The sequence below is a fragment of the Mesorhizobium sp. USDA 4413 genome (assembly GCF_056280365.1).
In genome coordinates, this window is sequence record NZ_JBVPRP010000001.1 from 1,165,926 (window position 1) to 1,191,646 (window position 25,721).

Consider the following 25,721-nt stretch of genomic DNA (forward strand, 5'->3'; position numbering starts at 1 on the left):
CTTCGAAACGAAAACGCCGCGTGTCGCGCGGACACGCGGCGCTTCTTTGGATAGCCCGATATCAGGCGTTCAGCCAGCACTCGCCGAGCGCGTAGCCGTCCATCATCTCGCCATTCGGGTTCTTCACCCAGCCGCCGACCTTGTTGGTGTTGGCAGCGTCGATGAACTGGTTGAAGAAAGGCACGATCAGTCCGCCTTCGTCGCGCATCAGCATCGCCATGTCGCGATAGATCGCCTTGCGCTTGGCCTGATCGAGCTCGGCGCGGGCGGTGAACAGCATCTTGTCGAATTCCGGCCGCTTGAAGCGCGTGTCGTTCCAGTCGGCGGTCGAGACATAGCCGGTGGAATACATCTGGTCCTGCGTCGGACGCCCGCCCCAGTAGGAGAGCGAGAAGGGCTGCTTGTTCCACACTTCCGACCAGTAGCCATCGCCGGGCTCGCGCTTGATTTCTATCTTGATGCCGGCCTTGGCGCAGCTCTGCTGGTAGAGCTGGGCGGCGTCCACGGCGCCCGGGAAGGCGACATCGGAGGTGCGCAGCAGGATCGAGCCGCTATGGCCGGACTTCTTGTAGAATTCGGCCGCCTTTTCCGGATCGAACTTGCGCTGCTCGAAGTCGGAGGAAAACAGCGGGTAGGCCTCGTTGATCGGGAAGTCGTTGCCGACCGAGCCGTAGCCGCGCAGGATCTTGTCCAACATCTCCTCGCGGTCCATGGCGAGCTTCAGGGCCATTCTGAGATCATTGTTGTCGAAGGGCGCGGTGTCGCAGAACATGTTGAACGGGTAATAGCCGCGCCCCGACACGTTCTCGATGCTGACGCCCGGGATGCGCTTGACCAGATCGACCACCTTCGGCTCGACGCGGTTGATCAGATGCACCTGGCCGCCCTGCAGCGCCGCAAGCCGGGCCGTCGGGTCGTTGATGACGACGATCTCGATCTGGTCGGCATGGCCGGCCTTGTCACCGCGCCAGTAATTGGCGAAGCGCTCGCCGCCATGGCGCACGCCGGGCTGGTTGACGGCGACCTTGTAAGGGCCGGCGCTGATGCCGGCATTCGGGTTGTCCTTGCCGCCATTGGGCTGAATGACGAGATGGTAGTCGGCCATCAGATAGGGGAAATCGGCGTCGGCGTCGCCAAGCGTGACGACCACTTCCTTGCCGTTTGCCTTGATGGTCTTGATGTTCTTCAAAACGCCGAGCGCGCCGGACTTCGACTTCTCGTCGGCGTGGCGTTCGAGCGTGGCAGCAACATCTTCGGCCGTGACCGTCTTGCCGTTGTGGAATTCGATGCCGTCACGGATGTTCATCGTCCAGGTCTTGGCGTCGTCCGACGCGCCGATCTCCTCGGCGATCCGATTCTCGACGCCGCCATCGGGCGTCAGCCGCACGAGGAATTCGCCCCACTGCTTGCAGAAGTTGTAGGTCACTTGGCTGAGGTTCAGCGCCGGATCGAGGCTGTTGGTCGACTCACCACCCTGCAGGCCGGCCTTGATGATGCCGCCCTTGACCGGCGTTGCGGCGAAGGCCTTGCCGGCCAGCGTCGTCGCCAGCGCGGCCGAGGCGCCAAGTGCCGCCGCCCGGCCGAGGAAATCGCGGCGCGATATCCTGCCCTTGCCGGCGAGTTCAGCGAGATGGTCGAGTTCGTTCTGCATGTCCTGCCCCCTTTTTGAGATTGGCTTGGCGCGAGCTCTACCCGGCCTGCGCCATTCTTTCCCGTTCCGCATTGCAGCCGCATGACAGCGGCCGCATTGGTAGCGGACTTTTCGCAGGCTAATTGCCGGCGCTTTCCATGCGCCGTCCCTTGATGGCCTTCTCCAGCCAGCCGATCTCCATTTCCGGCACGGAGGACAAGAGCAAGTCGGTATAGGCGTCGAAGGGCGGCGTCAGAACCTTGCTCTTGGGGCCGTAGCGCACCACCTCGCCGCGATACATCACCGCGATCGAATCCGCGATCGACTTCACCGTCGCGAGGTCGTGGGTGATGAAGAGATAGGCCACCTTCTCGATCTGCTGCAAATTGAGCAACAGCTTGAGGATGCCGTGGGCGACCAGCGGATCGAGCGCCGAGGTCACCTCGTCGCAGATGATCAGCTTCGGCTTGGCGGCGAGCGAGCGGGCGATGCAGACGCGCTGCTTCTGGCCGCCGGAAAGCTCTGCCGGATAGCGATCGATGAAGCCCTTGCCCATCTCGATTTCGTCGAGCAGTTCGGCGACGCGCTTGTCCCGTTCGCGGCCCTTCATGCCGAAATAGAACTCCAGTGGCCGGCCGATGATGGTGCCCACCGTCTGGCGCGGGTTCATGGCAACGTCGGCCATCTGGTAGATCATCTGCAACTGGCGCAGGTCCTCCTTCGACCGGTCGGCGAGCCTGTTGGCAAGCGTGCGGCCGTCGAAGACGACGCTGCCCTGCTCGGGCGGCAACAGGCCGGTGATGGCGCGCGCCAGCGTCGATTTGCCGGAACCGCTCTCGCCGACCACGGCCAGCGTCTGGCCCGGAAAGATGTCGACCGAGACGTTCTTCAGCACCTTGATGTGGCCGCCGCCATAGGCGGCCGTCACGTTCTTCACCGACAGCATCGGTGTGGCGCCCGGCTGCTGTTCCTGGTGTTCGATCTCATGCACCGAGACCAAGGCGTTGGTGTATTCCTGGCGCGGCTGCTTGATGATCTGGCGGGTGCCGCCCCATTCGACCAGCCGGCCGTGGCGCAGCACCATGATCTCGTCGGATACCTGTGCCACGACGGCCAGGTCATGGGTGATGTAAAGGGCCGCGACATGGGTGTCGCGGATGGCATCCTTGATCGCCGACAGCACGTCGATCTGCGTCGTCACATCGAGGGCCGTCGTCGGCTCGTCGAAGACGATCAGGTCCGGTTCCGAGCACAGCGCCATGGCCGTCATCACGCGCTGCAACTGGCCACCGGAGACCTGGTGCGGGAAGCGCTGGCCGATCGTTTCGGGATTGGGAAGGCTGAGCTTCTTGAACAGGGCGACGGCGCGTTTCTCGGCCTCGGCCCGGGTTGCGGTGCCGTGCAGGAGCGTGGCCTCCACCACCTGGTCCATCAGCCGGTGCGCCGGATTGAAGGCCGCCGCCGCCGACTGGGCGACATAACAGACTTCGCGGCCGCGCAGTTTGCGCAGGCCTTCCTTGCCGCCTTTCAGTATGTCGCGGCCGTTGAGGATGACCTCGCCTCCGGTAATCCGAACGCCGCCGCGGCCATAGCCCATCGACGACAGGCCGATGGTCGACTTGCCGGCGCCGGACTCGCCGATCAGCCCAAGCACCTTGCCCTTCTCCAGCGTCAGCGAGACGTCGTGGACAAGCGTGATGGTCCTCGGCGCTTCACCCGGCGGATAGACCGTCGCTTCGATGCGCAGGTTGCGGATGTCAAGAAGAGGGCCGGACTTTGCTTTGCCGTCAACCATCAGCCGCGTCCTCCCTTCAGGCTTGTCGTGCGATTGAGCACCCAGTCGGCGACGAGATTGACCGAGATCGCCAGTGCCGCGATCGCCGCGGCCGGGATGAGCGCCGCCGGAATGCCGAACACGATGCCGTCCTTGTTCTCCTTCACCATGCCGCCCCAGTCGGCATCCGGCGGCTGCACGCCGAGGCCGAGGAAGGACAGTGTCGACAGGAACAGCACGGCATAGATGAAGCGCAGGCCAAGTTCCGAGACCAGCGGCGACAGCGCGTTGGGCAGGATCTCGCGGAAGATGATCCAGCCGCTGCCTTCGCCGCGCAGCTTCGCCGCCTCGACATAGTCCATGACGTTGATGTCGACGGCGACCGCGCGCGACAGTCGGTAGACGCGGGTCGAATCGAGGATGCCCATGACCAGAATCAGCGTCACCAGGTTCGACGGCAGCACCGAAAGCACGACGAGGCCCATGATCAGCGTCGGGATCGACATGAGGAGGTCGACGAGCCGCGACAGGATCGTGTCGTACCAGCCGCCGAATACCGCCGCCGAAAAGCCGAGAATGGCGCCGAGCGAGAAGGACAGCGCCGTCGCCAGCACCGCGATGAACAGCGTGATGCGGGCGCCGTAGATCATGCGCGACAACAGATCGCGGCCGAGATTGTCGGTGCCCAGCCAGTGCGCGGCCGACATCGGCTCCCACACGTCGCCGACGATCTCGGCGTTGCCGTGCGGCGCGATCAAAGGCGCGAAGATTGCCGCCAGCACGAACAGCCCGGTCAGCACCAGGCCGGTCAGCGATGGTAGAGGGATGCGTCTGATAGCGCGCATATCGGCCGCCCCCTATTTCGGATGCCTGAGTCGCGGATTGGCGACGATCGCCGCAATGTCCGCGACGATGTTGAGGGTGATATAGACGGCGGCGAAGATCAGGCCGACCGCCTGGACGACCGGCACGTCGCGCTTGGTGACGTGGTCGACCAGATATTGCCCCATGCCCGGATAGACGAAGATCACCTCGACCACCACGACGCCGACCACCAGATAGGCAAGGTTGAGCATGACGACATTGATGATCGGCGCGATCGCGTTCGGGAAGGCATGCTTGCGGATGACGGCAGAGGCCGACAGCCCCTTGAGTTCCGCGGTCTCGACATAGGCCGACTGCATGACGTTGAGGATCGCCGCGCGCGTCATGCGCATCATGTGGGCGAGCACCACCAGAGTCAGCGCCGCCGCAGGCAGCGCGATGGCCTGCAGGCGCTCACCGAAAGACATCCCGTCATAGACGGTCGAGATGGCGGGGAACCACTGGTGCTGGACCGCGAAGTAGAAGACGAGCAGATAGCCGATGAAGAACTCCGGGAAGGACGTCGAGGCAAGCGCCACGCCGGAGATCAGCTTGTCGACCCAGCCATCGCGGTAGCGCACCGCTATCAGCCCAAGCGTGATCGCCAGCGGGATCGCCACGATGGCCGCCCAGAAGGCCAGGAACAGCGTGTTCCACAGCCGTTCCTTGATCGATGTCGCGATGTCCTGTCCGCTCGACATCGCAGTGCCGAGATCGCCGGTCAGCACGCCGCCCAGCCAGTGGAAGTAACGGATATAGGCAGGCTGGTTGAGCCCGAGTTGCTCGCGCAGATTGGCCAGCGACTCCGGGGTCGCCGATTGTCCGAGGATGGCTTGCGCGACGTCGCCGGGCAGGATCTGCGTACCGGCGAAGATCAGGACCGAAACGGCCAGCAGAAGGAGGATGCCCAGCGCAATGCGCTGGGCCACCAGTTTCACGATGGGCGAGGACATCTCCGCAAGGCCGTGCTCAGGCTTCGAGCCAGCACTTCGCCAGCGCGTAGCCGTTGCAAAGCTCCTGATGCGGATCCTCCACCCAACCTGCCACCTTGGGGCCTGTGGCGTCGATGAACTGGTTGAACATCGGCAGGATCAGGCCGCCCTCGTCGCGCACCATGACGGCCATGTCATGGTACATCTGTTTGCGCTTGGCCTCGTCGAGCTCGGCGCGCGCAGCCAGCACCATCTTGTCGAAATCCGGCCGCTTGAAACGCGTGTCGTTCCAGTCGGCGGTCGACAGATAGGCGGTCGAGTACATCTGGTCCTGGGTCGACCGGCCGCCCCAATAGGAGGCGCAGAAGGGCTGCTTGTTCCAGACCTCGTTCCAGTAGCCGTCGCCCGGCTCCCGCTTGATCTCGAGCTTGATGCCAGCCTTTGCCGCGCTCTGCTGGTAGAGCTGCGCCGCATCGACGGCCCCGGGGAAGGCGACATCCGAGGTCCTGAGCAGGATCGAACCGTCGTGACCCGACTTCTTGTAGTGGAATTTGGCCTTGTCGGGATCGTATTTGCGCTGCTCGATCTCAGTGAACAGCGGGTAGGACGCGTTGATCGGGAAGTCGTTGCCGAGCGAGCCGTAGCCGCGCAGCACCTTGTTCAGCATCTCCTCGCGGTCGATCGCCAGCTTCAGCGCCATCCTTAGGTCGTTGTTGTCGAACGGCGCCGTGTTGCAATGCATGATGAACACGTAGTGGCCGGGACCGGAGTGGTTGCGGATGGTGACGCCCGGCACGCGCTTGATCAGGTCGACGATCTTCGGCTCGACGCGGTTGATCATGTTGACCTGGCCGCCCTGCAACGCCGCGGTGCGCGCCGTCGCGTCGTTGATGACGACGACTTCGACCTGGTCGGCATGGCCCATCTTGTCGCCCTGCCAGTAATTGGCGAAGCGCTCGCCGACATGGCGCACGCCGGGCTCGTTGACCTTGACCTTGTAGGGGCCGGCGCCGATGCCAGCATCGGGCTTGTCCTTGCCGCCATTCGGCTGGACGATCAGGTGATAGTCGCTGAGCAGGTACGGAAGGTCGGCGTTTGGCTCCTTGAGCGTCAACACGACTTCCTTGCCGTTGACCTTGATGGTGTCGATGCCCTTCATGTAGCCCAGCGCGCCGGACTTGGACTTCTCGTCCGAGTGGCGTTCGAGCGTGGCGGCGACGTCCTGCGCGGTCACGGTCTTGCCGTTATGAAATTCGATCCCGTCGCGGATCTTCAACGTCCATACCTTGGCGTCGTCGGACGAGCCGATCTCCTCGGCGATGCGGTTCTCGAGTTTTCCATCGGGGGACAGTTCGACGATCATTTCGCCCCAGCATTTGCCGAAGGCGAAGGGCACCTGCGTCATCATCAGCGCCGGGTCGAGGCTATTGGTGGATTCGCCGCCGACCAGGCCGGCCTTCAGGATTCCGCCCTTGACCGGGCCGGCGGCACGGGCAGCGCTGGCAAGCAGCGAGTTGGCGAAGGGTGCGGCGACGCCGAGCGCGGCGGCGCGGCCAAGGAAGTCGCGACGGCTAAGTTTTCCGGCCGCGACTCGCCGGCTGAGATAGTCGAGTTCGTTAGACATTATGGTTCCTCACTCTGGGTATGCGACCTTATGGTCGTTTCTTGCTATTGGAGGAGATAATGACCGTAAGGGAAAGCGACAGGCAAGACCGAATGCGACATGTGGTGGCGTAAATCGCACGTCGCATTTGGACCAATCTTGCTTCGGCTCAAACCATGGAGCGGGGAATCGTCTGCTCGAAGTCGCGTTCGAAGACCAGCTTTTCGCCCTCATAGGCCTCGATTCTGGCGCTGACGATGAAGTTTGGGGCGTCCGATCGCATCTGGGCAAAGGTTTCGGTCCGCACCGACCATTCATTCCGCGACAACGTCTGTGTCCAATGCGTGGCTCCGGTGGCCGACAGCGGATCGTCGGGATGGATCGTCCATGTCTCGCGCACGATGCTGCCATTGACCAGTCTATGGTCGAGGTCGCGCACCGCGCCGAAATCGTCGGTGATGGAAAGCCTGACCAGACCGGTCTTCTCGTCGCGGTCGACATGGCGTTCGGAGTTCGCCGGCCTGATCGTCTCAGTCGCCCAGGGCGTCGCGCCTTCCGGCTCAGGAAACGAGACCTCATTGCCTTTCGCCAGCGGGCGCAGCGGCAGCTTCAGCGTGGCCTTGGCAAGATCAAGCCGCACCGGCTCCGGCGAGGGCCAGATCATCGGCCAGTAGGCGGTCGAAACGGCGATGCGCAACTTGTGGCCGGCGGGCACCCGGTAGGCGCACTGGTCGAGCACGACGCGCGCCGAAACCGTCTCGCCGGGAACCAAGGGCTCGGGGAACTCATGCGAGTTGCGGTGCGTGAGATTGAGCACGCCGTAGGAGATCAGCTCCGAGGCGCCATCGGGATGCACGTCGCAAAGCCTTACCGCGATGTTGGCCTGGGGCCGATCGGAGGCAAGCCGGACCTCGAGCTCCGGCGCCCCGACGATGTCGATCGCCTCGCCGAGCTCGGGCTGGTCGAAGCACACCGACAGCGCGTCGTCGGGGCGTTGGTCGCCCGGGAGTTCCGGCCCGAAGGTGAACGGAAAATACTCGCCGCCGGCAAGTCCGCAGGTCTGCGGCGAAGCGACGATCGAGGGCTTGGCGTCCGCCGAAATGAGCTCTATTGCCTCAACTTTGATGTTTGAGGACGGCCACTCCTGCTCCGCCACCCAGCGGCCCGGCCGTTCTGGGTGCCAGCGCGCCGGCCGCACGCTGTCCATCACATAGGCGCGGTAGGCCGGATCGGCCTCGACGCCGGTTTCCGTGCCCTTCAGCCAGCGGTCCCACCAGCGCAGCGCCTCCTGCAGGAAGCCGATGGCCGGATTGGGTCCAGCGTAATGCGGGTATTTGTGGATCCAGGGGCCGACGATGCCCTTGACCGGCGACTGGATGCCAGTGACGAGATTGGAGATCGTGTTGCGGTAGCCGTCATGCCAGCCGCCGATCGACAGCACGGCCGCTTTGACCGCCGAAAAATCCTCGCAGATCGAGCCGCGTTTCCAATAGGCGTCGCGATGCTGGTGGCTGAGCCACAGCGGCAACAGGAAAGGCTGGTTCTCCAGCCGGCTGAGCCACAAATCCCGCCAGCGATTGCCGCCGGCGATCGCCGGATCCGGCGGCCGTGACGAATAGGAGAGCATCGTCGAGGCCCAGCCGAAATTTTCGAGCAGCAGGCACCCGCCCTTGTAGTGGATGTCGTCGGCATAGCGGTCGACAGTCGAGCACAGGCTGATCACCGCCTTCAGCGCCGGTGGCTGTTTCGCCGCCACCTGCAGGCAGTTGAAGCCGCCCCAGGAAATGCCCATCATGCCGACATTGCCGTTGCACCAGGGCTGCGCCGCCGCCCAGGCGATGACGTCGCAGGCATCCTGCAATTCCTGTTCGGAATATTCGTCGTCCATCAGCCCTTCGGAATCGCCATTGCCGCGCATGTCGACGCGGATCGAGGCATAGCCGTGGCCGGCGAAATAGGGATGGGTGAGTTGGTCGCGGAAGATGGTGCCGTCGCGCTTGCGGTAGGGCAGATGCTCGAGGATCGCGGGTACGGGGTTGTCGGCGGCATCTTCCGGCATCCATATGCGCGCCGAGAGCCGGCAGCCATCCGGCATGACGATGCCCATGTCGGGAAATTCGACGACCTTGCGGGGGAATTCGGTAACGGTTTTCATGGGGCGCTCCAAGCGTCGCCACATGATGCGGCGACCGACAGCGCGTCATGAGCCAGTCGACGAAATCGGCTGGTCAATCTACGTCAGTTCAGCGGAATATCATTGTCTGCCTTGCTGGCCTGGTAAGCGTTCGAGAGCTCATCGTAACGCGCCTCGATTCTGCCGATCCTTCCCTCCAGCCGCTTGCGCTCAGCCTCGGGCAAAGCCCTGACCAGCCGGCGAATGGAAAAACTCTTCCAATAGGCGTTCTCGGCATTGTAGCCGCCCGGATCCAGGGTGAAGACCTCCTTCAGGATTTTCAGATCGTGCGGGATGGCAAAGCTGTCACGCGAATCCTCGTGGCTGAAGAGGTAGTAGAAATTGTCGAAGCCGGTCCAGGTGATCGCCGACAGGCAGAGCGAGCAGGGCTCGTGCGTTGCCACGAACAGAGCATCCCTTGTCTCGACGCGCTCGGCCTTGGGCATTTCGTAGAAGCGCTTCAGGCAATGCACCTCGCCATGCCAGAGCGGATTTTCGATCTCGTTGTTGGTCTCGGCCAGCACCAGCGAGCGGTCGTCTTTCCTGAGGATCGCGGCGCCGAACAGCTTGTTGCCGTGGCCAACGCCCTCAGCGGTCTTCGGCACGATGTCATGCTCGATCACGTCGAGCAGGCGGTCGATCAGCGAAACGTCGGTCATAGGAATCGGCACTTTCAGGGAAGGTGGATCTCGTAGGGGTGCGAGAAATAAAACTCTTCGAGATTGGAGCCCTCGCCGCCGCGGTCGACGATGAGGAAATCCTGTTCCTCGCCGATCGGCGTCAGCACGCCGTGCCAGAGGTTGCGGCGGTAGTTGATGCCTTGCCCGGGGCCGGCGAGAAAGGCATGCGGCTCGCCCGGCCCGTCCTTGGCGTCATGGCAGACGACGACCAGGAACGGGCGCGGCGACAGCGGGATGAAGGCCTGGCTGCCGAGCGGGTGGCGCTCGACCATGGTTAGCTTCAGCGGCATCTCGTAGGGCGTGCCGCGCACCATCGAAATCAGCACCTTGGCATTCGGGCCGGCTGCTTCCGCGGTGGCGAGGTCGTGATAGCGCATCGCCTTGCCGCCATTGATCGGGTAGCGGTTCTCGCCGCTCATATCGATGACGTCGCCGAAGGGCGCGAAGTTTTCGCGCGTCAGCGGCTGGGCGACGATACGGGTCACCGCGCGCGGCCTCCGAGATAGCCGCCAAGCCTGGCGTGACGGTTGACATCCTTGTAGAGCAGGTAGCGGAAATTGCCGGGGCCGCCGGCATAGCAGGCCTGCGGGCAGAAGGCGCGCAGCCACATGAAGTCGCCGGCCTCGACCTCGACCCAGTCCTGGTTGAGGCGGTAGACCGCCTTGCCTTCCAGCACGTAGAGCCCATGCTCCATGACATGGGTCTCGGCAAAGGGAATGACCGCGCCCGGCTTCAGCGTGACGATGGTGACATGCATGTCGTAGCGCATGTCGGCCGGGTCGACGAAGCGGGTCGTCGCCCAGCGCCCTTCCGTGCCCGGCATCGGACTCGGCGCCACTTCCTGGTCGCTCGAGAAGAAGGCTTCCGGCGCGTCGAGGCCATCGACCGCCTCATAGGCTTTGCGGATCCAGTGGAAGCGGGCAGCACTGCCGCTCTCGTTGCGCACCGTCCAGCCGCTCGACGGCGGCAGGAAGGCGAAGCCGCCGGGGGCAAGCACGTGTTTTGCGCCGGCAAGCGAAACGGTGAGCTCGCCCTCGACGACGAACAGCACACCCTCGGCGCCGGCATCCAGCTCCGGCCGACCGCTGCCGCCGCCGGGCAGGACCTCGACGATATATTGCGAGAACGTCTCGGCGAAGCCGGAGAGCGGCCTTGCGATGATCCAGGCCCTGGTCTTGTCCCAGAAGGGCAGCGGGCTGGTGACGATATCCTGCATCACGCCCTTGGGGATTACCGCATAGGCCTCGGTGAAGACGGCTCTGCCGGTCAAAAGCTCGTTCTGGCCGGGGTGGCCGCCCTGCGGGGCGTAATAGGTTCGCTCGGCGGTCTTGATCATATCCATGGGGTTCCTGGCCCTCAGAGCAATTCCAGGAAAAGTGTGAAGCGGTTTTCCGTCCGGAATTGCGTACAAACAAACTTTAGAGTGGGAGCATGTCTTTCAGGCGAAGCAATGCGATACGCTCGACCTGTTTGCAGGCGGTCTCGAACTCGACGCCGCGGCTGTTGCCGATGCGCGCCTCGAACTCCGTCAGGATTTCGTCCTTGGTCTTGCCCTTCACCGCGATGATGAAGGGGAAGCCGAAAGTCGTGACATAAGCGGCGTTGAGTTTCGAAAACAGCTCGCGCTCCTTGTCGGTCAGCGCGTCGAGCCCGGCGGAAGCCTGTTCCTTGGCCGATTCCGGCGTCAGCCGCTTCGCCGCCGCCAGCTTGCCCGCAAGGTCCGGATGAGCGTTGAGCACCGAAAGCCGCTCGGCTTCGCTCGCCGCCCGGAAGACGCGGCAGAGCGCGTTGTGGAGGCCGCCCGCGCTGTCATGCGCGGGCCCAAGCTCCAATTCGTAGGCGCGCTCGGCGATCCAGGGCGAATGTTCGAAAACACCGCCGAAGGCATGCACGAATTCCTCGAACCCCATCCGCGACGGGCGCAGCGCCGGCGCCTCATAGGGGTGCGTTTCGCGCCAGTGTTTGGCGATGTCGATGCGCCGCGTCAGCCAAACCTTGTCGTGCGACTTCACATAGTCGACGAAGCGCTTCAATGCTGCCACCCGGCCGGGACGGCCGACCAGCCGGCAGTGCAGGCCGATATTCATCATGCGCGGCCGGCCCGCCTTGCCCTCGGCATAGAGCGTGTCGAAACTGTCCTTCAGATAGGCGAAGAACTGGTCGCCGGAGTTGAAGCCCTGCGGCGTGGCAAAGCGCATGTCGTTGGCGTCGAGCGTGTAGGGGATGATGAGCTGCGGCTTCTCCAGCCCGTCGCGGTCGAACCAGTAGGGTAGCTCGTCGTCATAGGTGTCGGAGACATAATCGAAGCCGCCTTCCTCGGCGACGAGCCGCACCGTGTTGACCGAGGTGCGGCCGGTGTACCAGCCGGTCGGGCGCGCGCCGGTCACTTCGTAATGCAGCCGGATCGTCTCTTCGAGGTCGCGCCGCTCGTCCTCGGCCGTATGGTCGCGGTAGTCGATCCAGCGCAGGCCGTGCGAGGCGATCTCCCAGCCGGCCTCCTGCATCGCCGTGACTTGGTCGGGCGAGCGCGCCAGCGCGGTGGCGACGCCGTAGCAGGTCACCGGCACCTCGGCTTCGGTGAACAGCCGGTAGAGCCGCCAGAAGCCGGCCCGCGCGCCGTACTCATAGATCGATTCCATGTTCCAGTGGCGCTGGCCGACCCAGGGCGCGGCCCCGACGATCTCCGATAGGAAGGCCTCCGAAGCCTTGTCGCCATGCAGCACGCAGTTCTCGCCGCCTTCTTCGTAGTTGACGACGAACTGCACCGCGACATAGGCGCCGCCGGGCCATTTGGGGTCCGGCGGATTGGCCCCGTAACCGCGCATGTCCCGTTCGTAACGCATGGCTGCTCCTGCCCCTGTTGCGCTGAAGATATCGAAAGGAGTGCTGCAGCATTCCCCCGAAAATTTTTGAAAGTGCTTTTTGCCGCGCTCCGCTCGACCGGGGCTTATGCATCGCCTTTAATTGGCGCACAATTGAGCTGAAACTCTACTGGGATGGGAGGCGGCCAGTGGCAGAAACGTCGAAAGCCGATGGCGGGCGCCTGACGACCCACGTGCTCGACACCGCGACCGGACGGCCGGCAAAGGGCCTGTCGATCGAGCTTTTCCGCATCGAGGGCCAGAGCCGCAAGCATCTCAAGTCCGTTGCCACCAATGACGATGGCCGCTGCGATGCGCCGCTTCTGGCCGGCGCCGATTTCCGTACCGGCGAATATGAGCTGGTCTTCGCCGCCGGCGACTATCTGCGCGGCCAGGGCCTCAACCTGCCTGAGCCGGCTTTCCTGGATCTCGTGCCGATCCGCTTCGGCATGGCGGAAGAACGGCACTACCATGTCCCGCTCTTGATTTCGCCCTATGGCTACTCGACCTATCGGGGGAGCTGAGACATGACAGAGATCCGCAACGAGATACGCTTCATCCTGAACGGCAGCGACGTCGCGCTGAGAGACGTCGCGCCCGATGCGACCCTGCTCGACTGGCTGCGGCTCAACCGCTCGCTGCGCGGCACCAAGGAAGGCTGCGCCGAGGGCGACTGCGGCGCCTGCACGGTGCTGGTCGGCAAGCTCTCCGCCGAAGGGCTTGTGTATGAAAGCGTGAATGCCTGCATCCGCTTCATGGGCTCGCTCGACGGCACCCATGTCGTCACCGTGGAGCATCTGCGCGGCGAGCCGGGCAAGTTGCACCCCGTGCAGCAGGCGATGGTCGATTTCCACGGCCCGCAATGCGGCTTCTGCACGCCGGGTTTCGTCATGTCGCTCTATGGGCTCTGGATGAAGACGCCCGATCCGTCCAACGCCGCGATCGAAAAGGCGCTACAGGGCAATCTCTGCCGCTGCACCGGCTATGAGGCGATCATGCGCGCCGCGCATGCCATTTCGAGCTACGGCAAGGCGGCTAAGGATCCGCTGGCGTTGGAGCGCAAGGACATTACTGCGCGGCTGGAAGCGCTGCGCGACGGCGCCAGGGTCGAGGTCGGCTCGGGCAAGCGGCGGCTGATCGTGCCGGCCGATGTCGACGATTTCGCCGCCGTGCTCGAGACGGAGCCTGGCGCCACCATCGTCGCCGGCTCGACCGATGTCGGGCTGTGGGTCACCAAGCAGATGCGCGACATCTCGCCGGCGATCTTCATCGGCGGGCTCGAGGGCCTGCGTACGATGTCGGAGAAGGATGGCGTGATCACCATCGGCGCCGGCGTCACCTATAGCGAGGCCTTCGAAACGCTCACGAAGCGCATCCCGGCTTTGGGGCCGCTGGTCGATCGCATCGGCGGCGAGCAGGTGCGCAATATGGGCACCATCGGTGGCAACATCGCCAACGGCTCGCCGATCGGCGACACGCCGCCGCCGCTGATCGCGCTCGGCGCGCAGCTCACGCTTCGCAAGGGCAAGGCCCGCCGCACCATCCCGCTCGAAACCTTCTTCATCGCCTATGGCAAGCAGGACCGTCAGCCCGGCGAGTTCGTCGAAGCAGTGCATGTTCCGGTGCCCGCACCGGGAACCAAATTTGCTGTCTACAAGGTCACCAAGCGCCGGGACGAGGATATCACCGCGACACTCGGCGCGTTCTATTTGACCTTGGCCACGGACGGCACGGTGGCCGACATCCGCATCGCTTATGGCGGCATGGCGGCGACGCCGAAGCGCGCCACCGCGGTCGAGAAGGCGCTTATCGGCAAGGCCTGGAACGAAGCGACGGTGGAGGCCGCCATGGCCGAATATGCCGAGGATTTCACGCCCTTGACCGACATGCGCGCGACCGCCGAATACCGGGCGCTGGCGGCGAGGAACCTTCTGCTGCGCTTCTATATCGAGACGACCGGAACGAAGGCGCCGTTCCAGATCTCGCGCAACGAGGCGGCCTGATGAACAAGCACGCTCCAGCCAATCTCAAAGCCGAGAAGATTGTCGGCGGCGTCGCCACCGAGCAACGGCACGATTCCGCGCACAAGCATGTCAGCGGCACCGCCGTCTATATCGACGACATGCCTGAGCCGGCCGGCACGCTGCATATCGGCCTCGGCCTCTCCAAGATCGCGCACGGCACCCTGAAGAGCCTCGACCTGTCAGCCGTGCGCTCGGCGCCGGGCGTCGTCGATGTGCTGACCTATGGCGATATACCCGGCGAGAACGATATCTCGCCGAGCAACATGCATGACGATCCGGTGCTCGCCGAAGGCAAGGTCGAGTTTTACGGGCAGCCGATCTTCGCCGTGGTTGCCGAAACACGCGAGGAGGCACGCCGCGCCGCGCGGCTGGCCAAGATCGAGTATGACGAGCTTCCGGCCGTCATCGACATCTGGGATCTCGATCCCGTCAAGGACAAGCAGGTCACCACGCCGCTGATCCTCAAGCGCGGCGATGCGGCCGCGGCGATCGCGGCGGCGCCCCGCCGCGTCAAGAACCGCATGTGGCTCGGCGGCCAGGACCATTTCTATCTGGAAGGCCAGGTCTCGCTGGCCATCCCCGGTGAGGACGACGAGGTGATCGTCTATTGCTCGACACAGGGGCCGAGCGAGACGCAGCATCTGGTCGCTCATACGCTCGGCGTGCCGAGCCATGCGGTGACGGTCGAAGTGCGCCGCATGGGCGGCGGCTTCGGCGGCAAGGAAACCCAAGCCAATCAATGCGCGGCAATTGCCGCGATCGCCGCCAAGAAGCTCAAGCGCGCCGTCAAGATCAGGCTCGACCGCGATGAAGATATGACCGCCACCGGCAAGCGGCATGATTTCGCCATCGACTATGAAGTCGGCTTCGACGACGAGGGCAACATCCTCGGCATCGACTTCACCTATGCGCTGCGCTGCGGCTTTTCCGCCGACCTGTCCGGTCCGGTCGGCGACCGCGCCCTGTTCCACTGCGACAACGCCTATTTCTATCCGGCGGTGCATGCCAAGTCGGCGCCGCTCTATACCAACACCGTCTCCAATACCGCCTTCCGCGGCTTCGGCGGCCCGCAGGGCATGGTCGGCGCCGAGCGTGTCATCGACGAGGTGGCCTTCGCCGTCGGCAAGGACCCGCTCGAGATCCGCAAGCTCAATTTCTATGACCCGATGGAGGCGATCGGCGAGCGCAGTGTCACGCCCTATCACCAGAAGGTCGAGGACTGCATCATCCAGCGCATCGTGGCCGAGCTGGAGGAAAGCGCGAATTACGCACGGCGCCGCCGCGAGATCAGCGCCTTCAACAACAACAGCCGCTTCATCAAGCGCGGCCTGGCGCTGACGCCGGTCAAGTTCGGCATCTCCTTCACCAAGACCGAGGCCAACCAGGCCGGCGCCCTGGTGCATGTCTATGCCGACGGCTCGGTGCACATGAACCATGGCGGCACAGAGATGGGCCAGGGCCTGCATCTCAAGGTGGCGCAGGTCGTGGCGGAAGAGTTCCAGATCGATCTCGACCGGGTCAAGATCACCGCCACCACCACCGCCAAGGTGCCGAACACCTCGCCGACGGCAGCCTCCTCCGGCGCCGACCTCAACGGCATGGCGGCACAGGACGCCGCCCGCCAGATCCGCAAGCGGCTGACCGATTTCGCGGCGGATAAATACCAGGTGCCACACGACCAGATCGTGTTCCTGCCCAATCGAGTGCGCATCGGCAACCAGGAAGTAGCCTTCAACGATCTGGTCAGGCAGGCCTATATCAACCGCATCCAATTGTCGGCTGCCGGTTTCTACAAGACGCCGAAGATCCATTGGGACCGCAGCAAGGGCCGCGGTCGTGCCTTTTACTATTATGCCTATGGCGCGGCCTGCTCGGAGGTCTCGGTCGACACGCTGACCGGCGAATATGTCGTCGAGCGCACCGACATCCTGCACGACGCCGGTCGCTCGCTGAACCGGGCGATCGACCTCGGCCAGGTCGAGGGTGGCTTCATCCAGGGCATGGGCTGGCTGACGACGGAAGAGCTTTGGTGGGACGACAGCGGCCGGCTGCGCACGCATGCGCCGTCGACCTACAAGATCCCGCTCGCCTCCGACCGTCCAAAGATCTTCAACGTGAAGCTCACCGACTGGTCGTCGGCCTACGAGCCGACCATCCATCGCTCCAAGGCCGTCGGCGAGCCGCCGCTGCCGCACGGCATGTCGGTGCTGCATGCGCTGTCCGACGCGGTCGCGAGCGTCGCCGGCCACAAGATCTGCCCGCGCCTCGATGCGCCGGCAACGCCGGAACGGGTGCTGATGGCGATCGAGAGATTGAAGCGGGAGGCAGCAAAGCCGGCCTGAATCTGCCTAAACGTGCAAATCGAGGCGCAAAACGCTATATTTCCAGGATGGAAATGCAGACGATGAATTCTCGAGTGCAAAGCCTGAGGGCGTTTTTCGGCCAGGCTGGCCGGGTCGCCCTCGTCGAGGTGGCGGCCACGAAAGGCTCGACACCGCGCGAGGCCGGCGCCTTCATGCTTGTCTCGGCATCGGCCATTCTCGGCACCATCGGCGGCGGTCAGCTCGAATATATGGCGGTCGACAAGGCGCGCCAGATGCTTGGCGGAGGGCCCGGACCGCGATCTCCGGCCAGTGAAGCCCGCATCGAGGTCGACGAAACTTGGGCCACGCTCGACATCCCGCTCGGGCCGGAAATCGGCCAATGCTGCGGCGGCTGCGTCGAGGTGTCGATCCGTCTCGTCGATGCTTCGCTGGAACAGCAATTGATCGCCAAGGCCGAAGCCGAGGAAGCGCATCTCCCGCATGTCTATCTGTTCGGCGGCGGCCATGTCGGCCAGGCGCTGGCCGCGTCGCTGGCGCTGCTGCCGATCCACGTCGTCGTCGTCGAAACCCGATCCGAGGCATTGGAAGGCATGCCGGAAACCGTGGAAACGCGGCTGACGCCGATGCCCGAAGCCGTGGTGCGCGAGGCGCCTGCAGGATCGGCCTTCGCCATCCTGACCCACGACCATGCGCTGGATTTCCTGATCGTCGCTGAGGCGCTGAAGCGCGACGACACCGCCTATGTCGGCATGATCGGCTCCAAGACCAAGAAGGCAACTTTCAGGAGCTGGTTCCTGAAATCGGCTGAAGGGAGCGAAGCCGAGTTCAACCGCCTTGTCTCGCCGATCGGGGGCAATGCGGTGAAGGACAAGCGCCCGTCGGTGATTGCAGCGCTTGCGGCCGCCGAGATCATGACGGCGCTGGTCTCGCATGCCGTCGAAGCGGCAGGCTCTGCCAGCGCTGAAAAGGTGGTGGCCGGCTGATCCAGCCAGCCGGCAACCGCCGGGTTATTCCTTTTCCTGCGTGTGCGCTTCCAGGAACCAGAGCAATTTGTCGAGCGAGCGCGAATAGGCGGTGAAGATATCGGCGGTGTCGGCATCGCCGGCGTCGTCCGCCTCGTCGATTGCCTCGCGCGTCAGCTGCGCCGCCGTGGCATAGCGGTCGATCAGCGCCGCCAGATGATCCTTGGTCTTGTGGATGTCGGTCGGATAGGGCTTCAGCCTAGTCGCCTTCGACACATCCTGCGAGGTGCCGTGCGCGGTGCCGCCGAGCTGCACGGCTCGCTCGGCGATAATGTCGACATGGCCGTCGATCTCCTCGCGGAATTCGTCCAGCATCTCATGGATGGCGATGAATTGCGGACCCTTGACGTTCCAGTGCGCCTGCTTGGTGATCAGCGCCAGGTCGATGGCGTCGGCAAGCCTGGCGTTGAGCAGATCGATCGATTCCTTCTTGGCATCGGATTTGAGGTCGTTCTTGGTGACGATGGCGTCCATGGTCGTCTCCTGTCGCGCTGGACTGATGCTGAGAGCTGAAGGCGGCCCGGCCGACCGCCAGCCGTCAAAACGGCGATGGGTCGAATTTCGTTCCGCATTGGATTGAAGCTCACCACCCGATCGTAGATGTGAATGGCGCTCACCTCTGCTCGCCGTTTTCTTCATTTCCCAAAACGGTCCGAAACGTGTTTGTTGCGCCTCAGGGACAACGAGGCCACAGGACCATGGATGTATTGAAGATCGCTGCCTTTTCGGATGGCGGCACCGGCGGCAATCCCGCCGGCGTGGTGATCGGCGAGGCCCTGCCGGATGCGGCCGACATGCAGCGCGTCGCGGCCGAAGTCGGCTTCTCGGAAACCGCCTTCGCCGCGCCTGAGGGCGAAAGCTGGCGCGTGCGCTATTTTTCGCCGGAGTCGGAAGTGCCGTTCTGCGGCCACGCCACGATCGCACTCGGCGCGGCGCTGGTCAGGAAATTCGGCGACGGCATTTTCAGGCTGAACCTCAACCAGGCCGACATCACCGTCGAAGGGTTTCGCGAAGGCGCCAACTTTGCCGCCGCCTTGCAGTCGCCGCCGACGCGCAGCGGGCCGGCTTCGTCGGAACTGGTCGGCGAAGCCCTCGCCGTGTTTGGCTATGAGCCGGATGATCTCGATCCCGCCATTCCACCGGCCCTCATCCATGGCGGCGCCGATCACCTCGTGCTGGCGCTGAAGTCGCGCGAGGCGCTGGCCACCATGGCCTATGATTTGAAGGAAGGCCAGCCCTTCATGCGGCGCGAAGGCCTGGTCACGATCCTGCTCGCCTATGCCGAGACGCCGCGCCTCTTCCACACGCGCAATCCCTTCGCCTCAGGCGGCGTTTATGAGGACCCGGCCACCGGCGCCGCGACCGCGGCTTTTGCCGGCTATCTGCGCGATCTCGGCTGGCCGCATGGCAGCGCCATCGACATCGTCCAAGGCGAGGACATGGGCATGCGCTCGCGCCTCCATGCCGATATTCCGCCGGCGCCCGGTAGCTCGATCAGGGTCTCCGGGACGGCGCGGCTGATGGATTAAGCTGAAGCAATTCCAGGAAAAGTGCGCCGCGCTTTTCCTTCCCTAATTGCGAAAACTATGAACCCTGGGCCGGCCGCTTCAGGCCGAGATGCTCGCGCAGTGTGCGGCCGTCATAGTCCTTGCGGAACAGGCCACGCCGCTGCAGCTCCGGCACCACCAGCGTCGCGAAGGCGTCGAGCTCGCCCGGGAACCAGGACGGCATCACGTTGAAACCGTCGGCGGCGCCACCTTCGAAGCGGGCCTGCAACTCGTCGGCGATCTCTCCAGCTGTGCCGACCACACGCCAATGGCCGCGTGCGCCGGCAAAGTAACGCGCCAGCTCGCGGATCGAGAGCCCGTCGCGGCGCGCCTGCTCGATGACCAGCGCCTGCCGGCTCTTCATGCCTTCGCTCTCCGGCAGTTCGGGTAGCGGCCCGTCGATCGGATAGCGCCAGAGGTCGGCGATGCTGAGATAGCTGGAGAGCAGCGCCACGCCGACATCGTCGGGGATCAATTCCTGGAGCGCGTCGTATTTCGCCTGTGCCTCGGCTTTCGTCTCTGCGACGATCGGCGCCACGCCGGGCATGATCTTCATATCGTCCGGCTGGCGTCCGTAAGCGGCGAGCCGGCCTTTGAGGTCGTCATAGAAGGCCTTGGCTTCCTCGAAGGTCTGCGCCGCCGAAAACACGACATCGGCGTTGCGCGCGGCAAGGTCCTTGCCGTCGTCCGATGCCCCGGCCTGCACCATCACCGGCGTCCCTTGCGGCGAGGGCGGAATGTCGAGCGGGTCGCGCACCGAAAAGCTTTCGCCGTCATGGCCGGCTGCGCGCCGGTTCCACAGCCCGGTGATCACCGTTGCGAATTCGCGCGCCCGCGCGTAACGGTCCGCATGCGGCCGCAAGCCGGTCGCGCCGAAATTCGCGGCCTCGATGGGGCTTGCCGAGGTGACGAGGTTCCAGCCGGCGCGCCCGCCGCTCAGATTGTCGAGCGAGGCGAACATGCGCGCCAGTCCGTAGGGCTCGTTGTAGCTGGTCGATGCCGTCGACACGAGGCCGATACGCTCGGTCTGAACGGCAAGCGCCGAAAGCAGGCTGATCGGCTCGAAGCCGATCGAGCGCGACGTCTGGCTGGCGATCCGGACATTGGCCTCGCGCAGGCCGGCCGCGTCCTCGCAGAACACCATGTCGAACTTCGCCGCTTCGGCCGTGCGGGCGAGCTGTATGTAGTGGTCGATGTCGATGCCGGCCGTCACATGTGCATCCGGATGGCGCCAGGCAGCGATATGGTGGCCGGTCGCCCACAGGAACAGGCCAAGCTTCATCTGGCGCGCGCTCATTGTGCGCCTCCCAATCCGCGATGCCCACGCAAGGGGCCATGCTGACGGCCCGCTCCGGCCAGTTCCGGCAAAAGCCGACCGGTAAAGTCATCGAGCGCGCGAAGGTCAGCCGGCAACGTGAGATTGATCCCGTCACAGCCACTCGACGCGTGCAACACTGCGAATTGGTCAGCGCCAAGCTCGGACCCAGCGGCGGCGGTCACCAGTAGCTTAGGCGTACCTGGCTGGCGACCGACCCCACGCGCAAAGTGCCTCAGCTCTTCGCAAACGGCTTTCGCATTTTCCAACGATCGCTCGCCAATCAGAACGACGTCGGCGACACGGCTTGCAAACTCACGGTCAGCCTCAGCCGGGCTAGACATGACCAGCACAGGAGCGTCCTGCGGCGAGCGCGCGACATTGAGCGGCCCGCGGACCGAGAAGAACTCGCCCTTATGGTCGAGAACATGCATCTTGTCGGGATCGTGGAACCGGCCGCCCACCTTGTCGAACAGCAGGGCGTCCGCGTCCCAGCCTCGCCATAGTCCCTGGACGATGCCGATATACTCTTCAGCGCGGCGGCGGAAATCATCGTCCGAAAAGCCCTCGGGTCGGCTGAAATTCGCCGCCTCGCGCGGGTTTTGCCTCAGCGTTGCATTCCAGCCGACACGGCCATGGCTGATGATGTCCAGCGAAGCAAAGCGGCGCGCCAGATTGTAGGGCTGGTGCGCGAGCGTCGAGGCGCTGGCGACAAGGCCGATCCTCTCCGTCATCGTGGCCAGCGCGGCCAGCAGCGTGGTCGCTTCGAACGGACTGGTGGACGGCGCATCGGCGGAGTCGGAAATGATGACCATATCGACGCCCGCCGCTTCCAGGTTCCGCACGAAGGCACTGATCTGGCCGAAGTCCAGGACGTCTTGTCCTGTGGCTGCGATGTTGAGCGAAACGGCGAGATGCATAGTGCGGCCCTTCGGCTGCCAGCGATGTCGCTACCAACCTAGGCTCGTCGTCGCATAAGGCAACGGGACCGAGTATGGATGAGGCTGCCACGTGCCCGCCAGTCGTCGTATAGCGGCGAGGTCCTGACGAATTGGTGTTGCGTTGCGGGTCGCATACTTCAGTGGTTAGCCGAGGCGCCCGTCACGTCGTCATTCTATGGCGGGGCAAGGAGCGAAGCGACGCGGCGCAGACCAGAATCCATCCGTGACCTCCAAGCGTCACCAACGGTGCAGAATTCTGCTCCGCAGCGCCTACGATCAAAGTCACGGCATGGATCCACGGGTCTACGCGCCGCTTCGCGTCGCTCCGCCCGTGGATGACGAGATTACGGAGGCTTCGGCCAACCCGAAACACGCAACGCCGCCGGTCCCTACTTGCCCGCCAGAATATCCTTGATCAGCCGCTGGCAGCGCTCGGCCATGAAGTCGAGCAGCAGCCGCACCTTTGGATCCTGCAGCTTCTTATGCGGATAGACGGCTGCGAATTGCACCGGTGTCGGCGGCGTCTGAGGCAGGATCACCTTCAGCCGCCGGTCGCGGATGAACGGCTCCACCTCGAAACGCGGCTTGTTGATGATGCCGCGCCCCGAGAGCGCCCAGCCGGTCAGCACGTCGCCGTCGTCGGTGTCGTAAGGGCCGTGCACCTCGAATTTCTGCACGCCGCCCGGCGTCTGCAGCGTCCAGACGAATTCGCGCGCGCCGGCATAGCGCAGCATCAGGCAATCATGCTTCCTGCCGACCAGTTCCTGCGGCTCGGTGGGTTCTCCTCGCGCTTCCAGATATTTCGGCGCGGCCACCAGCACGCGCTCGCATTCCATGATGCCGCGCATCCTGAGGCTGGAATCCTCGATGATGCCGAGGCGGAAGGCGACGTCGATGCCTTCCTTCATGATGTCGACATTGTGGTCGGAGAGCCTCAGCCGCACCTCGATATCGGGGTACTTGTCGTGGAAGTCCGGTATGCCGGACGCGATGAGCCGGCGGCCGAGGCCGAGCGGCGCCGTCACCCTGATGGTGCCGCGCGGCTGGCCGGAAAGGGCCGCGACCGCGGCTTCCGCCTCGGTGATCGCATCCAGCACCTGCTTGGCACCGGTGTAGAACACCGTGCCGTGCTCAGTCGGCATCAGCTGCCTGGTCGTGCGGTTGAACAGCCGGACGCCCAGATGTTTTTCCAGTTCCTTGATGCGGTTGGAGGCGACGGCCGGCGAAATGCGCATGTCGCGCCCCGCCGCCGACAGATTGCCGAGCTCGACGACACGGACGAAGACGGCGATGTTGTCGAGATAGGCCATGCGTGGGTCTCAAAGGCGGCGCGGGGCAACCCTAGTATTTTTTATTTTTTTTTGAAAGTCATCGCGCACCTCGCCTCTTTTCGTTTGCGCGCCAGACCGTAAAGTCGCTCTCATCGGCAGGGACGAGTGCAATGACTGATTTCGCGATTTTCTGGGACTGGCTGAGTTTTGCGGTCCGCTGGCTGCATGTCATCACCGGCATCGCCTGGATCGGCTCGTCCTTCTATTTCGTCGCGCTCGACCTCGGCTTGCGCCAGCGTCCGGGCCTGCCCGCCGGCGCCTTCGGCGAGGAGTGGCAGGTGCATGGCGGCGGCTTCTACCATATCCAGAAGTATCTGGTGGCCCCGGCCGAGATGCCGGAGCACCTCACCTGGTTCAAATGGGAATCCTACGCCACCTGGCTGTCGGGCTTCGCCATGCTCTGCGTGGTCTATTATGCCGGCGCCGACCTCTTCCTGATCGACCCCAACGTGCTCAACATCTCGGTGCCGGTCGGCATCCTCTTGTCGCTTGCCACGATCGGCGTCGGCTGGATCGTCTATGACCTGCTCTGCCGGTCGCCGCTCGGCAAGAGCGACACCGGGCTGATGCTGGTGCTCTACTGCGTGCTGGTCTTCATCGCCTGGGGGCTGACGCATCTCTTCACCGGCCGCGCCGCCTTCCTGCACCTCGGCGCCATCACCGCCACGATCATGTCGGCCAACGTCTTCATGGTCATCATCCCCAACCAGAAGATCGTCGTCGCCGATCTCATTGCCGGCCGCAAGCCGGATCCGAAATACGGCAAGATCGCCAAGCAGCGCTCGCTGCACAACAATTACCTGACCTTGCCCGTCCTGTTCCTGATGCTGTCGAACCATTACCCGCTGGCCTTCGGCACTGAGTTCAACTGGGTCATCGCCTCGCTGGTCTTCATCATCGGCGTGCTGGTCCGGCACTATTTCAACACCGTGCATGCAAGGAAGGGCAACCCGACCTGGACCTGGCTGGGCGCCGCCGTGCTGTTCATGATCATCATCTGGCTGTCGACCGTGCCGAAGGTGCTGACCGGCGAGCCGAAGACCTCCGCCGCCTCCGCCGCCGCGCAGGTCTATATGGCTTCCGCTCATTTCCCGGCCGTGCGCGACACCGTGCTCGGCCGCTGCTCCATGTGCCACACGGAAGCGCCGGTCTATGAAGGCATCTACCATGCGCCGAAGGGCGTGCTGCTCGACACCGACGAGCGCATCGCCGAGCATGCGCGCGAGATCTATATCCAGGCCGGCCGGGCGCATGCCATGCCGCCCGCGAACGTCACCCAGATCACCGACCAGGAAAGGGCCCTTCTGGTCGCCTGGTTCGAAGGCGCCGGAAAGTAAAGCATGACAGCGAAAATTCTGCGCGGCCGCACGCTCTCCTTCCTGCGTTGGCCCGAAACGATCGACGACCATTCCGCCTGGCGCTACGAGGAAGACGGCGCCCTGCTGATCGACAACGGCAAGATCGCTGCTGCCGGTCCCTATGCGGAGGTCTTGAAGAAGGCGGGCGCCGGCGTCGAGACGATCGACCATCGTCCGCACCTGGTCCTGCCGGGCTTCCTCGACGCGCATGTGCATGTGCCGCAAATGCAGATCATCGCCTCTTACGGCGCCGAGCTGCTCGACTGGCTGAACAAATACACCTTTCCGGAGGAATCGAAGTTCCAGAACGCGCAGCATGGCCGCCGCATCGCCAGGCTCTTCCTCGACGAGATGTTGCGCCAGGGCACGACGACGGTCGTGGCCTATTGCTCGGTGCACAAATCCTCGGCCGAAGCCTTCTTCGCCGAGTCGCATGAGCGCAACATGCTCAACATCGCCGGCAAGGTGATGATGGATCGCAACGCGCCGGACGGCGTGCTCGACACGCCGCAGACCGGCTATGACGATACCAAGGCGCTGATCGCCGAATGGCACGGCAAGGGCCGCCAGCTCTATGCCATCACGCCTCGCTTCGCCATCACGTCGACGCCCGAGCAGATGGAGATGGCCGGCGCGCTCTGCCGCGAATATCCCGATCTCCACATGCAGACGCATTTGTCGGAGAACGACGCCGAGATCGCCTTCACCCAGGAGCTCTATCCCTGGTCGCGTGATTACACCGACGTCTATGAGCATTACGGCCTGCTCGGCAAAAAGAGCCTGTTCGGCCATTGCATCCATCTGTCGGAGCGCGAGGCGGATGCGCTGTCGCAGTCGGGCTCGGTCGCGGTGTTCTGCCCGACCTCCAATCTGTTCCTCGGCTCCGGCCTGTTCGACTATCAGCGCTACCGCCGGCGCGAGAAGCCGCTCAGGATCGCCGCCGCCACCGATGTCGGCGGCGGTACCAACTATTCGATGCTGCGCACCATGGACGAAGGCTACAAGGTGATCGCGCTGAATGGCGAGAAGCTCAACCCCTTCCAGTCCTTCTGGCAACTGACCCGCGGCAACGCCCAGGCGCTTTCCGTGTCAGACAAGGTCGGCACGCTGGAGGAAGGCACCGATGCCGATATAGTCGTTCTCGATGCCCATGCGACGCCTGGCATGCGGCTCAGGATGGAGACGGTCGAGACGCTGGCCGAGGAGCTGTTCCTCTTGCAGACGCTGGGCGACGACCGCGCCGTGCGCGAGGTCTATGTGGCGGGCCGGCCGGCAAAGAGCGCGATTGTCGCATAGCTTAAATGTGCGGTCGCTTGACCCCGCGTCAGCCATCGGCCAAAGC

21 protein-coding genes are annotated in these 25,721 nt (G+C 64.2%); 7 read left to right on the forward strand and 14 right to left on the reverse strand.

Translation table 11 applies throughout. The annotated features are described in order from the left end of the window. Positions 1-61: 61 nt before the first annotated feature. The 10 genes from ACVMIM_RS05860 to puuE all read right to left on the reverse strand — a co-directional run bounded on the left by ACVMIM_RS05860 (position 62) and on the right by puuE (position 12,499). The gene (locus tag ACVMIM_RS05860) at positions 62-1,651 is read right to left on the reverse strand and encodes an ABC transporter substrate-binding protein (RefSeq protein ID WP_476111066.1); all 1,590 of its coding nucleotides are present in this window, start codon (positions 1,649-1,651) and stop codon (positions 62-64) included. A 118-nt stretch (positions 1,652-1,769) separates the two neighbouring features. Further along, positions 1,770-3,425, reverse strand: a complete 1,656-nt coding sequence (locus tag ACVMIM_RS05865; protein ID WP_476111068.1) for an ABC transporter ATP-binding protein — start codon at positions 3,423-3,425, stop codon at positions 1,770-1,772. After that, positions 3,425-4,249: an ABC transporter permease gene (locus ACVMIM_RS05870; RefSeq protein WP_476111069.1), complete on the reverse strand. Its 825-nt coding sequence runs from the start codon at positions 4,247-4,249 to the stop codon at positions 3,425-3,427. The genes ACVMIM_RS05865 and ACVMIM_RS05870 overlap by 1 nt, the downstream gene beginning before the upstream one ends. A gap of 12 nt (positions 4,250-4,261) precedes the next feature. Continuing rightward, the gene (locus ACVMIM_RS05875) at positions 4,262-5,221 is read right to left on the reverse strand and encodes an ABC transporter permease (protein ID WP_041000298.1); all 960 of its coding nucleotides are present in this window, start codon (positions 5,219-5,221) and stop codon (positions 4,262-4,264) included. A gap of 16 nt (positions 5,222-5,237) precedes the next feature. Further along, positions 5,238-6,824, reverse strand: coding sequence for an ABC transporter substrate-binding protein (locus ACVMIM_RS05880; protein ID WP_476111071.1), 1,587 nt, complete (start codon positions 6,822-6,824; stop codon positions 5,238-5,240). A 148-nt stretch (positions 6,825-6,972) separates the two neighbouring features. Beyond that, positions 6,973-8,958: a CocE/NonD family hydrolase gene (locus ACVMIM_RS05885; protein WP_476111073.1), complete on the reverse strand. Its 1,986-nt coding sequence runs from the start codon at positions 8,956-8,958 to the stop codon at positions 6,973-6,975. 83 nt (positions 8,959-9,041) lie between these two features. Continuing rightward, positions 9,042-9,635: a nucleoside deaminase gene (locus ACVMIM_RS05890; protein WP_476111075.1), complete on the reverse strand. Its 594-nt coding sequence runs from the start codon at positions 9,633-9,635 to the stop codon at positions 9,042-9,044. Positions 9,636-9,649: 14 nt separating this feature from the next. Next, a complete protein-coding gene (locus ACVMIM_RS05895; protein ID WP_476111077.1) occupies positions 9,650-10,141 on the reverse strand; it encodes an ureidoglycolate lyase in 492 nt (163 codons plus the stop codon). Next, positions 10,138-10,998 (reverse strand): bifunctional allantoicase/(S)-ureidoglycine aminohydrolase, encoded by an 861-nt coding sequence (locus tag ACVMIM_RS05900; RefSeq protein ID WP_476111079.1) that lies wholly within the window; start codon positions 10,996-10,998, stop codon positions 10,138-10,140. The genes ACVMIM_RS05895 and ACVMIM_RS05900 overlap by 4 nt, the downstream gene beginning before the upstream one ends. Before the next feature lie 76 nt (positions 10,999-11,074). Next, a complete protein-coding gene (gene puuE, locus ACVMIM_RS05905) occupies positions 11,075-12,499 on the reverse strand; it encodes an allantoinase PuuE (protein ID WP_476111081.1) in 1,425 nt (474 codons plus the stop codon). Between the two features lie 167 nt (positions 12,500-12,666). Between puuE and uraH the strand changes: the two genes are divergently transcribed. From uraH to xdhC, 4 genes are all read left to right on the forward strand, one after another. Then, on the forward strand, positions 12,667-13,041 hold the full coding sequence (gene uraH / locus ACVMIM_RS05910; RefSeq protein WP_476111083.1) for a hydroxyisourate hydrolase: 375 nt from the start codon (positions 12,667-12,669) through the stop codon (positions 13,039-13,041). 3 nt (positions 13,042-13,044) lie between these two features. Next, positions 13,045-14,520 carry a xanthine dehydrogenase small subunit gene (gene xdhA, locus ACVMIM_RS05915; RefSeq protein WP_476111085.1) on the forward strand — a complete coding sequence of 492 codons (1,476 nt, stop codon included), beginning with the start codon at positions 13,045-13,047 and terminating at the stop codon, positions 14,518-14,520. Then, the gene (gene xdhB, locus ACVMIM_RS05920; protein WP_476111087.1) at positions 14,520-16,883 is read left to right on the forward strand and encodes a xanthine dehydrogenase molybdopterin binding subunit; all 2,364 of its coding nucleotides are present in this window, start codon (positions 14,520-14,522) and stop codon (positions 16,881-16,883) included. Before xdhA ends, xdhB begins: the two co-directional genes overlap by 1 nt. 62 nt (positions 16,884-16,945) lie before the next feature. Further along, positions 16,946-17,848 carry a xanthine dehydrogenase accessory protein XdhC gene (xdhC, locus tag ACVMIM_RS05925; protein ID WP_476111088.1) on the forward strand — a complete coding sequence of 301 codons (903 nt, stop codon included), beginning with the start codon at positions 16,946-16,948 and terminating at the stop codon, positions 17,846-17,848. 24 nt (positions 17,849-17,872) lie between these two features. Here xdhC and dps read toward each other — a convergent pair whose 3' ends face one another. Beyond that, positions 17,873-18,361: a DNA starvation/stationary phase protection protein Dps gene (gene dps / locus ACVMIM_RS05930; protein ID WP_476111090.1), complete on the reverse strand. Its 489-nt coding sequence runs from the start codon at positions 18,359-18,361 to the stop codon at positions 17,873-17,875. A gap of 224 nt (positions 18,362-18,585) precedes the next feature. Between dps and ACVMIM_RS05935 the strand changes: the two genes are divergently transcribed. Then, on the forward strand, positions 18,586-19,416 hold the full coding sequence (locus ACVMIM_RS05935; protein ID WP_476111092.1) for a PhzF family phenazine biosynthesis protein: 831 nt from the start codon (positions 18,586-18,588) through the stop codon (positions 19,414-19,416). Positions 19,417-19,471: 55 nt separating this feature from the next. Here ACVMIM_RS05935 and ACVMIM_RS05940 read toward each other — a convergent pair whose 3' ends face one another. From ACVMIM_RS05940 to ACVMIM_RS05950, 3 genes are all read right to left on the reverse strand, one after another. After that, complete coding sequence (locus tag ACVMIM_RS05940; protein ID WP_476111093.1) at positions 19,472-20,731, reverse strand: LLM class flavin-dependent oxidoreductase; 1,260 nt, start codon at positions 20,729-20,731, stop codon at positions 19,472-19,474. After that, positions 20,728-21,669: an LLM class flavin-dependent oxidoreductase gene (locus ACVMIM_RS05945; protein ID WP_476111095.1), complete on the reverse strand. Its 942-nt coding sequence runs from the start codon at positions 21,667-21,669 to the stop codon at positions 20,728-20,730. The genes ACVMIM_RS05940 and ACVMIM_RS05945 overlap by 4 nt, the downstream gene beginning before the upstream one ends. Before the next feature lie 410 nt (positions 21,670-22,079). After that, positions 22,080-23,000: a LysR family transcriptional regulator gene (locus ACVMIM_RS05950; RefSeq protein WP_041000271.1), complete on the reverse strand. Its 921-nt coding sequence runs from the start codon at positions 22,998-23,000 to the stop codon at positions 22,080-22,082. A 131-nt stretch (positions 23,001-23,131) separates the two neighbouring features. Here ACVMIM_RS05950 and ACVMIM_RS05955 point away from each other — a divergent pair, with 131 nt between their 5' ends. Together ACVMIM_RS05955 and guaD are read left to right on the forward strand one after the other, a co-directional pair. Further along, positions 23,132-24,358, forward strand: coding sequence for a urate hydroxylase PuuD (locus tag ACVMIM_RS05955; protein WP_476111097.1), 1,227 nt, complete (start codon positions 23,132-23,134; stop codon positions 24,356-24,358). 3 nt (positions 24,359-24,361) lie between these two features. Continuing rightward, positions 24,362-25,675: a guanine deaminase gene (gene guaD / locus ACVMIM_RS05960; protein WP_476111099.1), complete on the forward strand. Its 1,314-nt coding sequence runs from the start codon at positions 24,362-24,364 to the stop codon at positions 25,673-25,675. The last annotated feature ends 46 nt before the right edge of the window (positions 25,676-25,721 follow it).